Consider the following 13722-nt stretch of genomic DNA (forward strand, 5'->3'; position numbering starts at 1 on the left):
CTCAGACCGGGAAACCCTCCAGCAGTTCCAGCGGATCGCCGTAGCGCTCCGCCAGGGCCACCACCTTCGGGTCGCGGAGCGACAACAGGTAGCCATCCTCGATCATCGGGCTGTTGCCCGCCGTGACCGTGCTGTCATAGGTCACGAGGTCCATGTGGATGTGCGGCTCCTCCCAGTTCGGCATGACGCGCCGGAGATACTCGGAGGGCTTCAGCGCATTGATGCCGAAATGCAGCGCGCCCGGGCTGTTGGGGCCGGCCGGGTAGATGTCGAAGCGCGGCGCCTTCGGGTTGTGGCCGCAACCCACTTCCTCCAGCGTGCCGCCGATCAGGTAGTCGCGCAGCACCTCGGCCTCGAAGCCCTCGCCATGCACGGCGAAGACCACGTCGTCGCGGAACTCGACGCCGACCGGGCTGGCGAAGGGATGATCGAAGCCGACGGCCCATTGCGCCCAGATGGTGCCGGAGATGCCGACCTTGTCCTCCGGCTTCAGCCCCACCATGCCCGGCTCGAACAGGTTCGGCCCATGCGTCGGCAGATAGTGGACGTAGCAGCCATCCTCATCCGCCACATTGTGCCCGCGCCAGCGATTGTGCCGCTTCAGCTTCTGCAGCATCGCATCCGTGTAGGGGATGCGGAAATCGGTGCCACGCGGGTCGGTGAAGCGCAGGGTGAAGTCGCCCTGCTCCGGGAACAGGCGGGAGGTCGCGCGGATGATCTCGCCCAGCAGGTCGATCGGGAACTGCGCCTGCGGCGTGTTCAGCAGGTCGAGGTCGCGGAAGAAGGTGATCTTCACCCAGCGCTGGCCCTTGTTCTTGCGCAGCGCCATGCAGAAGGGATCGATCACGCTGGCGAACCAGGTGGAGACGACGAAGGTCGCGCGTTCCAGCAGCGCCTTCGCCTCATCCGGGATGGTCACGTAGCGCGTGCTGTCGCCCATATAGGCGATGAAGGTGGCGCCGCGCCCGCGCGCCAGGCCCTGCACCGCCTGCACCACCCGCGGGTCCAGCAGCGGGTCGATCAGCATCACCACATGGTCGCCGGGCCGGATCGCCATGACGCGGCAGAAATTGTCCATGCCCTTGATGGAGGCGGCGATGTCCGCCGGCGGATGCGTCACCTTCCGTGGCAGGCCGCGGCGCGTGGGGGCGGCGATGATGTCCTCGACGCGGTTGGGCAGGCGGGGCATGGCGGCTTCCTCTCCGAACCCTTGGGCCGCGCGGGGACGGCCGGGCATACACTTCGAAGACTAAGCATTGTCCGGCCCGTCGCTGTCAATCCGGCGCGTGGCTCACACCCGGCGATACACCCCCCGCATGATCGGCTGCCAGCTGCCATCGGGCATCTGGACGCGGGAGGAGAGGGACCGCGTGCCATCCGGCATCATCTCGACGATGTCCTGGTATTTCAGGCGGCGGGTGGGATCGGTGAAGTCCGGCCCCTCGCTGTCCAGCGTCAGCACCTCGCCCTCCCGCACCCCGTCATAGAGCCACATCATGCTCATGGCGGAGGAGATGAAGCTGCCGGTGAAGCGGCCGCGGGCGATGTCGTAGCCGAAGGTGATGATGTTGGTGCAGGTGCCGCCGCCCGGCATCTCCGCCTGGCCCTCCCCCTGCACCCAGAGGCCGCCGATGGCGCGGACCTTCTCCGTGCCGCGCAGGGTCTGCTCGGGCTGGCCCGGCCCCATGGAGCAGGTGCTTTCCATCGTCCAGTCGCCGACCAGGCGCAGCAGCCATTCATGGTCAGCCGTGGGCTGCGGGATATCCATGCCGTGTTCCTTCCTCGGCGATGCGGTTCAGCCGGTGGGCACGTCAGGCGTGCTCGTGCAGCGCCTCCAGCCGCTCCAGCGATTCCGTCCAGCCGCGGCGGTGGCGCGTGGCGGTATCGGCATCGGCGAAGCGGTCATGGGTCAGCGTGACCTCCGTGCCTTCCGGCACGGCGCGGAATTCGACGGTCACGCGGGATTCGCGTTCGGGCATGGAGACCCAGGCCCAGGTGAAGACCAGGCGGCGCTCCGGCTCGAACACCGTGTAGGTGCCACCGACGCCGTGGCGTTCGCCATTGTCCTCGATCAGGCGCACCAGGAAGCGCCCGCCCTCCCGCGCCTCGATCTCCGCCTGCTCGACCGTCGTGTGGTGCGGGCCGAACCAGCGCGCCAGCATCTCCGCCCGCGTCCAGGCGGCGAAGACCGTGGCGGGCGGGGCCTTGATGCGCTTCACCAGCGTCAGGCTCGGCACCACGGCGGTCACGGCTGCTCCGCCTCCAGCGCCGCGGCCAGGCGATCCAGGCTTTCGGTCCAGAAGCGCTGGTAGCGCATCAGCCAGCCCATGGCGTCCTCCATCGGCGCGGCGGTCAGCCGGCAGGTGACGGTGCGGCCCGCCTTGCGGCGCGCGATCAGGCCCGCGCCTTCCAGCACATCCAGGTGCTTCATCACCGCGGGCAGGGACATGGCCAGCGGCTCCGCCAGCGCGGAGACGGAGAGCCCATCCTCCGCATCCAGCCGCGCGATCAGGGCACGGCGGGTCGGGTCCGACAGCGCGGCGAAGACGCGGTCCAGGCGGGGCTCGGCGGCGGGGTTTTGCTTAACCATCGAGTTAAGCATATGGATCGCGGCGCCCCGCGGTCAAGCCTTCCCGTTCCGCCCGGCCCGGCGCAGCATCGCCGCCGCCTGGGAGGAAGAGGCCGATGATCGTGAACCCGGTCCGCCAGCGCCTGCTGCGCGGGGAGACCTGCTTCGGCCTGATGGCCTTCGAGTTCTTCACCCCCGGCCTGGCGCCCGTGCTGGCAGCCGCGGGCGCCGAGTTCGTGATCCTGGACATGGAGCATAGCGGCCTCGGCATCGAGGGGGTGAAGGCCCAATGCGCCTTCGCCCGCGCCGCGGGCATCGTGCCGCTGGTGCGTCTGCCGCGCCCCGATCCCGGCCTGGCGCCGCCGCTGCTGGATGCCGGGGCGCTGGGGATCATGATGCCGCTGGTGGAGAGCGCCGCCCAGGCCCGCGCGCTGGTGGAGGCCTGCCGCTACCGGCCGGAAGGCAGGCGCGGCCTCGCCTTCGGGCTGGCGCATGATGGCTACGCGGCGGGCGCGCCGCTGGAGAAGATGGCTGCCGCCAACCAGGCGGTGCTGACCATCGCCCTGGTCGAGAGCGCCGCCGGGATCGAGGCCGCGGAGGCGATCGCCGCCGTGCCGGGGCTCGACCTGCTCTGGCTCGGCCATTTCGACCTCTCCGACAGCCTCGGCATCCCCGGGCGGTTCGAGGATCCGGCCTATCGCGCCGCCGCCGCGCGGCTGCGGGATGCGGCGGCGGCGCAGGGCAAGCCGATCGGCTGGCTGGCCGCCGATGGCGCGCAGGCCGCGGCGGCGCGGGGTGCCGGGTTCCGCTGCCTCTGCATCGGGCATGAGGTGATGCTGCTGCGCGAAGCCCTGCGCGGCGCCATCGAGGCCGGGCGCGGCCCCGCCCCGGCGGGCGATCCGGGTCGGGACGGGCTGCCGTAGCAACGGGCGGAGGGTGCGACCGGCCGCGCCGTGGCAGGCTGCGCGGCATGGACCTGCCCCTGGACTGGCCGCGCATCGCGGCGGATCTCGACACGACCGGCTGCGCCGTGACGCCGCCGCTGCTGGATGCGGCCGACTGCGCGCGGCTGGCCGCGCTCTACGACGACCCCGCCCCCTTCCGCAGCCGCGTGGTGATGGCCCGGCACGGCTTCGGCCGGGGCGAATACCGCTACTTCGCCTATCCGCTGCCGGACCCGCTGCCCGCGCTGCGCGCCGCGCTCTATGCCGGCCTGGCCCCGGTGGCGGAGCGGTGGCGCCAGGCGCTGGGCGGCGCGGGGGAGGCCTTCCCGGCCACCCTCGACGCCTTCCTGGCGCGCTGCCACGCCGCCGGCCAGGCGAAGCCGACGCCCCTGCTGCTGTCCTATGGCCCGGGCGACTACAACTGCCTGCACCAGGACCTCTATGGCCCGCATGTCTTCCCCCTGCAGGCGACGATCCTGCTCTCCGCCCCCGGGCGCGACTTCGAAGGGGGCGAGTTCGTGGTGACGGAACAGCGCCCCCGCATGCAGTCCCGGGCGGAGGTGGTGCCGCTGGCCCAGGGCCAGGCCGTGATCTTCGCGGTGAACCACCGGCCGGTGCAGGGCACGCGCGGGACCTACCGCGTCGCCATGCGCCATGGCGTCAGCCGCGTGCGGGAAGGGTTGCGCCGGACGCTCGGCATCATCCTGCACGACGCGGCCTGACGGTCTGGCCGAGGCGCCGCCCAGGGTCTAGATCGTGCCGGCAGGCCGGCCCGACCCGGCATTCCCAACCCGGCACAGGACCGTCCACGATGCCCCAGTACCGCAGCCGTACCACCACCCATGGCCGGAACATGGCCGGCGCGCGGGGCCTGTGGCGCGCCACCGGCATGAAGGATGGTGACTTCGGCAAGCCCATCATCGCCGTCGTCAACAGTTTTACCCAGTTCGTGCCCGGCCATGTCCACCTGAAGGACCTCGGCCAGATGGTGGCGCGGGAGATCGAGGCCGCGGGCGGCGTCGCCAAGGAGTTCAACACCATCGCGGTGGATGACGGCATCGCCATGGGGCATGACGGCATGCTCTACAGCCTGCCGTCGCGCGAACTCATCGCCGACAGCGTCGAATACATGGTCAATGCGCATTGCGCGGATGCCATGGTCTGCATCTCCAACTGCGACAAGATCACGCCCGGCATGCTGATGGCGGCGATGCGCCTCAATATCCCCGCCATCTTCGTCTCCGGCGGGCCGATGGAAGCGGGCAAGGTCATCCATCGCGGCCAGAAGCGCTCCGTCGATCTGATCGACGCCATGATCGTCGCCGCCGACCCGACCGTGACGGATGAGGAGGTGAAGGTCATCGAGCGCAGCGCCTGCCCGACCTGCGGCAGCTGCTCCGGCATGTTCACCGCCAATTCCATGAACTGCCTGACGGAGGCGCTGGGCCTGGCGCTGCCCGGCAACGGGACGGTCGTCGCGACGCATGCCGACCGCAAGCGCCTGTTCCTGGAAGCCGGGCGGCGGATCGTCGAGATCACGCGCCGCCACTACGAAACGGAGGACATGTCCGTCCTGCCCCGCGCCATCGCGACGCGCACGGCCTTCGAGAATGCGATGACGCTCGACATCGCCATGGGCGGCTCCACCAACACGGTGCTGCACCTGCTGGCGGCCGCGCAGGAAGGCGGCGTCGATTTCACCATGGCCGATATCGACCGCCTGTCGCGCCGCGTGCCCGTGCTGTGCAAGGTGGCCCCCAGCGTCGCCGATGTGCATGTGGAGGACGTGCACCGCGCCGGCGGCATCATGGGCATCCTGGGTGAGCTCGACCGCGCCGGCCTGCTGAACACCAGCGTCAGCCGCGTGGACAGCCCGACGCTGGCGGAAGCCCTGCAGGAATGGGACATCGCCGGCAAGGTCGATGACAGCGTGCTGGAATTCTTCCGCGCGGCGCCCGGCGGCGTGCCGACGCAGGTCGCCTTCAGCCAGGCGGAGCGCTGGGAGAGCCTGGACACCGACCGCGCCAAGGGCGTGATCCGGTCGAAGGAACACGCCTTCTCCGCCGATGGCGGCCTGGCCGTGCTGTTCGGCAACATCGCGGAGGAAGGCTGCATCGTGAAGACGGCTGGTGTCGATGCCTCCATCCTGACCTTCACCGGCCCGGCGCGGGTGTTCGAGAGCCAGGATGCCTCCGTCGAAGCCATCCTCGGCAAGAAGGTGAAGGCCGGCGACATCGTGCTGGTGCGCTACGAAGGCCCGCGCGGCGGCCCGGGGATGCAGGAGATGCTGTACCCCACCAGCTACCTGAAGTCCGTCGGGCTCGGGAAGGCCTGCGCGCTGGTGACGGATGGCCGCTTCTCCGGCGGCTCCTCCGGCCTCTCCATCGGCCACCTCTCGCCGGAAGCGGCCGAGGGCGGCCTGGTCGGGCTGGTGGAGGAAGGCGACATCATCGAGATCGACATCCCGAACCGCCGCATCCACCTGGCGGTGCCCGATGACATCATCGCGCAGCGCCGCGCGGCGATGGAAGCCAAGGGCGATGCGGCCTGGCAGCCGGCGGAGCCGCGCAAGCGCGCCGTCTCCACCGCGCTCCGCGCCTATGCGGCGCTGGCCACCAGCGCGTCCCGCGGCGCGGTGCGGGACCTCAGCGGGCTCCGCCGGAAGTAGGGGCTGGCCTACCCCGCCTTCACGGCGGGGTAGACCGGGCCGTAGTAGCGGCGCAGCTCCTCGATCTGCCCCGGCGGCGGCTGGCCATAGGCGCCCCGCCGGCTGGCGTAGCGCCCGCCCATGGCGCGGGAGAGGCGGACCGCCGCCTGCCCCGCCTGCACCAGCGCCATGGGGCCGCAGAGCACGGGCGTGTCCTTCACCGTCTCATGCACCCCGGCTTCCGCCAGCAGCACCATGGCGACGCCGACGGCGGGGATCACCACCTCCGCCCCCTTCGCCACGCAGGCCTCCGCCGCCGCATGGAACTGGCCGAGGATGCGGTCGCGCTGCTCGCCCGGGCTGAAGGCGGCATCGAGATCGACCAGCCGGTCCACCGCCATCCGCTCCACCGCCACGACGCGCGTGTTCAACCCGTAGAGCGCGACGTTCTCCAGGATGCGGGAGTAGTGCTTGTCATTGGAGACGACGAGGCCGACCGTCACGCCCATCTGGCAGGCCGTGAACAGGGATGATTCGCAGAGGCCCAGCACGGGGATCCGCGCCATCTCCCGCGCCGTGCGCAGCCCGGGATCGGCGATGTTGCCGAGCAGCACGGCATCGAAGCCCTCGGCCTCCGCGCGCTCGACATTCTCCAGCACCTCGATCGTCTCGATGAATTCGAGCCGCCGGTACTGGTCGCCGACGCCGCCGCGCTTCTCGATGCCATGCACCTCGATGGTCGTGCCGGGATCGGTCGCCTGCGCCAGCACGCGGCGCAGCGCGGCCTGGTAGGCGGGCCAGGCATCAGGGTGCGTCAGGGATTGGTACCAGAGCTTCATGCCTTCACTCCGCCCGGATATTGGCGCCGCGGATCACCTCGCCCCAGGACCTGCCCTCGCTGGCCAGGCGCTGGGCGAAGCTCTCGATGCTGCCGCCGAGCGGCTTGGCGCTGAGGCGTTCCAGCGCCGCGGTCATGCCGGGCGCGGCGATGCTCTCCGCCAGCACGGCGTGCAGGCGCTGCGTGGTTTCCGGCGGCATGCCGGCAGGGCCCATGATGCCCCACCAGACCGTGACGTTGATGCCCTCGATCCCCTGCTCCGCGAAGGTGGGGGAATCGGGCAGGGCGGGATGCCGCTGGCGGTCGGCGACGCCCAGCACCTTGAACTGCCCGCCCCTGATCAGCGGCAGCGCCTGCGCCAGGTTGGTGAACATCATGGACAGCCGCCCGGCCTGGAGGTCCGTCATCGCCGGCGCGCCGCCGCGATAGGGCACATGCACGATGTCGAGCCCCGCGCGCAGCTTCAGCAATTCGCTCGCCAGATGCTCCGTGGTGCCGGACCCGCCGGAGCCAAAGGTGAAATGCCCCGGCCGCGCGCGGGCCATGGCGATGAAGGCGCGCGCGTCATTCGCCTCGAAGGAGGGGGGCGCGATCATGACGGAGGGCACCTCCCCCACCAGCATCAGCGGCGCGAGTTGCGTCGCCTGGTCATAGGTGAGGCTCGGATAGAGATGCGGGTTCACGATGACGGAGGGCGAGGCCATCAGCAGCGTCGTGCCATCGGGCGCGGATCGCGCGACATGCTCCATGGCGATGTTGCCGCCGCCGCCCGTGCGGTTCTCCACCACCACGGTCTGGCCGAGGCGCGGCGCGATTTCCTGCGCCACCAGCCGGGCCACGATGTCCACCGCGCCGCCGGCGCCGAAGGGCACGATGATGCGGATGGTGCGACCGCCGGCGACAGGCTGCGCCAGCGCGGGCGCGGCGATGCCGGCGGCAGCCATGCCCAGCAGGGCGCGACGGGTGAGCATCCTGGTATCCTCCCTGTATGCAACCCAGCCTGCACCGGATCGGCGGCGCCCTTCAAGCGCCGCCGCTGCCGTTCAGGCGCTGAAGTCGATGGCCTCCGACGTCGTGAAGGTCGCGAAGCGCTGCAGCGCGCGGATCGCGGCCTCGTGGTCCTCCGGCGTCGGGCAGGCGCAGCAATCCTCCAGCACCGTCATGACGTAGTCGCGGTCATGCCCGTCCCGCACGCAGCCCTGCACGACGGCGACGGTGGAGACGCCGGAGCAGATGATGCGCCCGATGCCATGCGCCCGCAGGATCGCTTCCAGGTTGGTGGCGTAGAAGGGGCTCACGCGGTGCTTGACGATGTCGAAATCGCCGGGCTGGGGCGCCAGCTCCTTGTGGATCTCCGTCCCCCAGGACCCCAGCTTGAACAGCCCATGCTGCCGCGCGCCGTTGAAGATGATTGAGGTGGTCGGCGCCTCCCGGTAGTCCGGGGAGAAGCCGACGCGGACATAGCCGATGGGCACGCCCGCCGCGCGCGCCTTGGCGATGGCCTTGGCGGTCTTCGCGATGATGCCGCGGCCCTGCACCTGCGCGCCGAGCGGCCCCTTCCCGTTCGGCCCGTCCTCCGCCACCAGGTCGTTTTCCATGTCGAGGACGAGGTAGATCGACTTCATTCTGCGTGTTCCTGTCTTCAGTCGTCGAGCTTGATGCCCAGGCGTTCGACGCGCGCGCGCCACACCGCGTCATCCTCCGCCAGGTAGCTGATGAAGCGCGCGCGATCCTGCGTATCCGCCAGCAGCCCGTTGGGCGTCAGGAATTCCAGCGCGGCCGGCGTGCGGACGAAGGCCTGGGTTTCCTGCGCGATGCGCTCCGCGATCGCCACCGGCGTGCCGGGCGGTGCGAGGATGGCGAGCCAGAGGTCGCCGGCCAGGTTGATGCCCTGTTCGGTCAAGGTCGGCACATCGGGGATGGCGGAGAAGCGCTGCGCCGTCGCGACGCCCAGGATGGGCAGGCGCCCCTGCTGGCCGATGGCGACCGCGACCGGCAGCATCATCGCATCCACCTGGTCGCCCAGCAGCGCCTGCACGGCCGGCGCGGCGCCCTGGAAGGGGATGTGCTGCATCTCCACCCGCGTCTCGAACTTCATCGTCTCCATCATCACCTGCGAGGTGCTGGCCACACCCCAGGAGGCGAAGGTGAGCGGGTTGGAGGCGCGCGAGCGCGCCAGCGCGACGAAATCCTGCGCGTTCTTCGGGCCAAGCCCCGGCCGCGTGACGAGCGAGAAGACGAGGCGCGCCACGGCGGAAACGGGCACGAAGCTCTGCGGCTGGTAGGGCAGGCGGCGATAGACCACGGGGTTCACGGAATGCGTGTCCGCCGTGGTGAAGATCAGCGTCTGCCCATCCGGCGCCGCCTGCTGCACCGCCTGGCTGCCGAGGATGCCATTGGCGCCCGGCCGGTTCTCCACCACCACCGGCTGGCCGAGCCGCGTGGTGAGTTCCCGCGCGACCCAGCGCGCGACCAGGTCCGTCGCGCCCCCCGGCGGATAGGCAACGACCAGCCGCACGGGCCGCGTCGGCGCCCAGCCCTGGGCCAGCGCGACCCCCGGCAGGATGGCAGGGGCCGCGAGCAGGAGCGCGCGGCGAGAGAGCGTGGTCATGGCGTTCCCCTTCATTCGGCGGTGATGCGTGCGGTGCGGATCAGCTCGCCCGTCTCGTCCAGCTTGCGGGCGATGTAGTCGCGGAAGGCGGCGGGCGGGCCGCCGGCGGGTTCGATGCCGAGGCCCGCGAGCCGCGCCGTCATCGCGGGTTCCGCGATGCCCGCATTGATCGCGGCATTCATGGCCGCCAGCGCCGCGGCCGGAATGCCGGCGCGGGCGAAAAGGCCGAACCAGGAGGTGCTCTCATAGCCCGGCACGCCGGCCTCGCTCACCGTCGGCACGCCGGGCAGCAGGGCGGAGCGCGTGGCGGCACCGATGGCGATGGTGCGCAGCTCGCCCCCCGTCAGATAGGCCTGGACGGAGGGGTAGTTCTCGAACATCGCATCGAGCCGCCCGCCGATGATATCGGTGGCGGCGGGCGCGGTACCGCGATAGGGCACATGCGTGAGGTCCACGCCCGCGCGCCACTTGAACAGCTCCCCCGACAGATGCGCGAAGGACCCGATGCCGGCGGAACCGTAGGTGAGGCGGCCGGGGCTCGATTTCGCCGCGGCGATGAGGTCCGCGAGGTTGCGGATCGGGCTGTCCCGCCGCACCACCACCACGGCCGGGCTGGCGCCGACGAAGGCCACGGGCTCGAAATCCCGCAGCGGCTGGTAGGGGATGCGGGGCTGGAGGTGCGGGTTGATGGTGATGGGCCCCGGCGTGCCGGCCATCAGCGTATAGCCATCGGCGGGCGCATCCAGCACGCGCTGCGCGCCGATGGTGCCGCCGGCGCCGGTGATGTTCTCCGCCACCGTCGCCTGGCCGAGCTTCTCCGTCAGGATCTGCGCGCAGAGCCGCGCGAGGATATCCGTGCTGCCGCCGGCCGCGAAGGGAATGACGATGCGCAGGCCGCGCGTGGGGAAGCGTTCCTGCGCGGTGGCGCCCCGCGCCAGCGCCGCGCCGGTCGCGATGCCCAGAAGGGTGCGCCGTTCCATCATGCCTCGTTTCCTCCCCCTTGTTGTCGTTCAGCCGCCGAGGCGGTCGATGCCGTAGAATTTCAGCAGCTCCTTGACCCGCGCGCGGGGCGGCTGTGCCTGGAAGTAGCCGCGGCGGCTGGGCTTCGCGCCGGTGATGCGCCGCATGCCGACCATCATCTCCGCCGCCTTCACCGTCGCCGTCACGGGGTCCAGCACCGGCACGCCATCCACCGCCGTCACGCCGGCCTTGGACAGCAGCAGGCAGAGCGGCGCCTCGCCCGGGATGATCACATCCGCGCCGCGCGCGATCAGCGCCCGCGCATCGGCGTGGAAGCGTGCCACCACCTCCGCCGGATCGCCGGCATAGGCGGCCAGCACATCGTTGAAGGTGAAGGAGACGGGCTGCGCGCCGACGAAGCGGGAGGTGAGCCCCATCCGCTCCACATTGCGCTCCACCGTCCCCGCCATGCCGTGGATGAAGAGCAGCACGCCGATCCTCTGGCCGAGCATGGAGGCCGCGAGCATCGCGCTTTCGCCGTAGCCGACGACGGGGATGTCCACCAGGCTGCGGATTTCCATCAGGGATGGCTCGGGCAGTGTCATCATCGCGAAGGCGTCGAAGCCCTGTTCCTCCGCCGCGATGGCGCCGAGCACGAATTGCTGGCTGTGCAGGGTCTGGAAGTAGTGGAAGCTGATGTCGTTGCCGGGATATTCCGTGAGGTAGGTCTCGGGATGCATGCCATGCATCACCACCTCCGTCCCCGGCGCGGCGGCGCGCGCGAGATGCGCCGCCATCGCCTCCGCATAGGCGGGCAGGTTCTGCAGCACGGTGAAGCTGTGGTGCCAGATTTTCATCGGTTCAGTCGCTCCACATGCCGCCATTGATGTCCAGCACTTCGCCGGTGATGAAGCCCGTGTCGGGGCCTGCGAGGAAGGCGATGGCAGCCGCCACCTCCTCCGCCCTTCCCATGCGACCCACGGGGATCAGCGCCTGCAGCGCCGCCGGGAAATTCGTCGTCATGGCGGAGGCGATGGGCCCCGGCGCCACCGCATTCACCGTGATGCCATCGGCGGCGAGTTCGCGCGCCAGGAAGGCCGTCATCGCATGCACGCCGGCCTTGGAGACGCCATAGGCCACGTTGCTCGCGCGGTCCTGTTCCGCCGCGTCGATCCAGGGGCGCGCATTGCCGCCATTCTTGCCGATGATGGAGCCGATATTGATGATGCGCCCGTGGCGGTTGGCGCGCATGGCGGGAATCACCGCCTGGCAGCAGAGGAAGCTGCCCTTCAGGTTCACCGCCATCACGCGGTCCCACTCCGCTTCCGGCAGCGTCGCCGCCGCGCCCATGGAAACGGTGCCCGCGACATTGACCAGGATGTCGAGCCGCCCGAACTCCGCGACGACGCGATCCACCATGGCGCGCACCTGCGCGGAATCCGTGACGTCCACGGCCAGGTTCAGCGCACCCTCCACCGCCGGCGCCGCGCGATCCGCCAGCGCCAGCCGCGCGCCGCGCGCGGCCAGGGCGCGCGCCGTCGCGCCGCCGATGCCGCCCGCGGCGCCCGTCACCAGCGCGACGCGGCCCTGCAGCGTCGCCGTCACAGGTTGCGCCTCGCCGTCGCGGCATCCGCGCCCGCGAGCTTCCCGAAGACGAGCCCCTTCAGCACCGACGTCGCGCCCGTATAGGTGCCGTAATACATGCCGACGACCTCGCCCGCGGCGTAGAGCCCGGGGATCGGATCGCCGCCCGTGTCCAGCACGCGCGCCTTGCCGTCCACGCGCACGCCGCCGAAGGTGAAGACATTGGCGGAGATGATGGGATAGGCGTGGAAGGGGCCGGTCACGAGCGGCGTCGCCCAGTTCGACTTGCGCGGCATCAGCCCCTGCGTCGCCAGCCCATCCAGCTGCAGCGGCTTCCAGTCGCCCGGCACGCAGGCGGCGTTGTACCCGGCCACCGTCTCCACCAGCGCCGCTTCCGGCAGGCCGATGGCGCGTGCCAGGGCCTCGATGCTCTCGCCCTCGATCGGCGGCTGGTCGGTGCGCAGGCCGAGCCGCCAGTTGGGAATCTCCCGGTGCCGGGCGTCCAGGATCACCCAGGCGATGCCGTCGCGCTGGTCGTAGATGCGGCGCGTCACGCGCTCATAGGTCGCGTCCACCGTGCCCGGCGCCTCATCCACGAAGCGGCGGCCTTCCTTGTTGACCAGGATGCCATAGGGGAAGAGGAAGACCGACGGCTCCGCGATGGAGGAGCGCGGGTCGATCGGCTCCGCATGGTAGCTGCCGAAATCGCCGCTCGGCGCCGCCCCGATGTCGAGCGCCATGCGGATGCCCTCGCCCCGGTTGAACAGCCCGCCCTTGCAGATGGTGCGGAGGAAGGAGGAGCGCGGGCCGAGGTAGCGCGTGGACATCTCCGCATCGCCCTCGAAGCCCCCGCAGGCCAGCGTCACGGGCCCGTGGAAGCGCAGCATCCGCCCGGCCTGGCGCGCGACCAGCCCGGTGACGCGGCCTTCCTCGTCCTGGATCAGCTTCTGCGCCGTCGTCTCGTAGCGGAAGGCGACGCCCAGCGCCTCCGCGCGCCTGGCCAGCGCCTCCACCAGCGCCGCGCCGCCGCCGACCGGCAGCAGGCGCGGCTGGGATTTCGTCAGGAACTGCGTCGGCAGGAAGTCGAAGCGCACGCCCATGGTCTTCAGCCAGGCGATGGTCGGCCCGGCCTGGTTGGCGAATTCCTGCACCACATCGGGATCGATCATCGACAGCGCGCGCGCATGGCCGGCGCGATCCGCCATAGGGCGCGCAACCTCCGGCGCCAGGTCGGGATCGGCATAGGGCAGCGCGCCATTCTCCGCGAGGTGCGTCTCGAAATCGTCGGTGACCTCGCTCTCGCTCTTCATGCGGAGATAGGCCTCGGTGTAGCGGCTCTGCCCGCCGCGCTCGGCCTGCGGCGCGCGTTCCAGCACCACCACGCGCGCCCCCTGCTCGGCGGCCGCCACGGCGGCGGAAAGCCCCGCCACGCCACAGCCCGCCACCACCAGGTCGAATCCCTCCCCCGCTGCCATGTGACCGGCGCCGCTCCCCTTTGCTTGGACGGGCAGAGCCTTCACCCGCGACGGCCGGAGGGCAACGGCCGAGGACGCCGGTGGCGCCGAAGAC

At 70.9% G+C, this 13722-nt stretch carries 15 protein-coding genes; 3 read left to right on the forward strand and 12 right to left on the reverse strand.

Annotated features, from left to right (window positions below; translation table 11 throughout):
• Window position 1: 1 nt before the first annotated feature.
• The 4 genes from JJI54_RS00620 to JJI54_RS00635 form a co-directional block, all read right to left on the reverse strand.
• Entirely contained in the window at window positions 2-1189 is a 1188-nt protein-coding gene (locus tag JJI54_RS00620; protein ID WP_203069919.1) for a hypothetical protein, read from the reverse strand.
• A gap of 102 nt (window positions 1190-1291) precedes the next feature.
• Complete coding sequence (locus JJI54_RS00625; RefSeq protein ID WP_203069921.1) at window positions 1292-1768, reverse strand: DUF1579 domain-containing protein; 477 nt, start codon at window positions 1766-1768, stop codon at window positions 1292-1294.
• Between the two features lie 43 nt (window positions 1769-1811).
• Window positions 1812-2249, reverse strand: a complete 438-nt coding sequence (locus JJI54_RS00630) for an SRPBCC family protein (protein ID WP_203069923.1) — start codon at window positions 2247-2249, stop codon at window positions 1812-1814.
• Entirely contained in the window at window positions 2246-2590 is a 345-nt protein-coding gene (locus JJI54_RS00635; RefSeq protein WP_203069924.1) for an ArsR/SmtB family transcription factor, read from the reverse strand. Before JJI54_RS00635 ends, JJI54_RS00630 begins: the two co-directional genes overlap by 4 nt.
• A 95-nt stretch (window positions 2591-2685) precedes the next feature.
• Between JJI54_RS00635 and JJI54_RS00640 the strand changes: the two genes are divergently transcribed.
• The 3 genes from JJI54_RS00640 to ilvD all read left to right on the forward strand — a co-directional run bounded on the left by JJI54_RS00640 (window position 2686) and on the right by ilvD (window position 6181).
• A complete protein-coding gene (locus JJI54_RS00640) occupies window positions 2686-3492 on the forward strand; it encodes an HpcH/HpaI aldolase family protein (protein WP_203069926.1) in 807 nt (268 codons plus the stop codon).
• 47 nt (window positions 3493-3539) lie between these two features.
• Window positions 3540-4235 carry a 2OG-Fe(II) oxygenase gene (locus JJI54_RS00645; RefSeq protein ID WP_203069928.1) on the forward strand — a complete coding sequence of 232 codons (696 nt, stop codon included), beginning with the start codon at window positions 3540-3542 and terminating at the stop codon, window positions 4233-4235.
• Window positions 4236-4324: 89 nt separating this feature from the next.
• Window positions 4325-6181 (forward strand): dihydroxy-acid dehydratase, encoded by a 1857-nt coding sequence (gene ilvD / locus JJI54_RS00650; RefSeq protein ID WP_203069930.1) that lies wholly within the window; start codon window positions 4325-4327, stop codon window positions 6179-6181.
• An 8-nt stretch (window positions 6182-6189) separates the two neighbouring features.
• Here ilvD and JJI54_RS00655 read toward each other — a convergent pair whose 3' ends face one another.
• From JJI54_RS00655 to JJI54_RS00690, 8 genes are all read right to left on the reverse strand, one after another.
• Complete coding sequence (locus JJI54_RS00655) at window positions 6190-6999, reverse strand: aspartate/glutamate racemase family protein (protein WP_203069932.1); 810 nt, start codon at window positions 6997-6999, stop codon at window positions 6190-6192.
• Between the two features lie 4 nt (window positions 7000-7003).
• A complete protein-coding gene (locus JJI54_RS00660) occupies window positions 7004-7969 on the reverse strand; it encodes a Bug family tripartite tricarboxylate transporter substrate binding protein (RefSeq protein ID WP_203069934.1) in 966 nt (321 codons plus the stop codon).
• Between the two features lie 72 nt (window positions 7970-8041).
• Window positions 8042-8623: a cysteine hydrolase family protein gene (locus JJI54_RS00665; RefSeq protein ID WP_203069936.1), complete on the reverse strand. Its 582-nt coding sequence runs from the start codon at window positions 8621-8623 to the stop codon at window positions 8042-8044.
• A 17-nt stretch (window positions 8624-8640) separates the two neighbouring features.
• Window positions 8641-9609 (reverse strand): Bug family tripartite tricarboxylate transporter substrate binding protein, encoded by a 969-nt coding sequence (locus tag JJI54_RS00670; RefSeq protein WP_203069938.1) that lies wholly within the window; start codon window positions 9607-9609, stop codon window positions 8641-8643.
• Between the two features lie 11 nt (window positions 9610-9620).
• Window positions 9621-10592, reverse strand: a complete 972-nt coding sequence (locus JJI54_RS00675; RefSeq protein WP_203069939.1) for a Bug family tripartite tricarboxylate transporter substrate binding protein — start codon at window positions 10590-10592, stop codon at window positions 9621-9623.
• 27 nt (window positions 10593-10619) lie between these two features.
• Window positions 10620-11426: an aspartate/glutamate racemase family protein gene (locus JJI54_RS00680; protein WP_203069941.1), complete on the reverse strand. Its 807-nt coding sequence runs from the start codon at window positions 11424-11426 to the stop codon at window positions 10620-10622.
• Window positions 11427-11430: 4 nt separating this feature from the next.
• Window positions 11431-12174, reverse strand: a complete 744-nt coding sequence (locus JJI54_RS00685; protein WP_203069943.1) for an SDR family NAD(P)-dependent oxidoreductase — start codon at window positions 12172-12174, stop codon at window positions 11431-11433.
• Complete coding sequence (locus JJI54_RS00690) at window positions 12171-13628, reverse strand: FAD-binding protein (protein WP_203069945.1); 1458 nt, start codon at window positions 13626-13628, stop codon at window positions 12171-12173. The genes JJI54_RS00685 and JJI54_RS00690 overlap by 4 nt, the downstream gene beginning before the upstream one ends.
• Window positions 13629-13722: the final 94 nt, after the last annotated feature.

Source organism: Falsiroseomonas ponticola, assembly GCF_016805305.1.
In the GTDB taxonomy this organism is placed as follows: domain Bacteria; phylum Pseudomonadota; class Alphaproteobacteria; order Acetobacterales; family Acetobacteraceae; genus Falsiroseomonas; species Falsiroseomonas ponticola.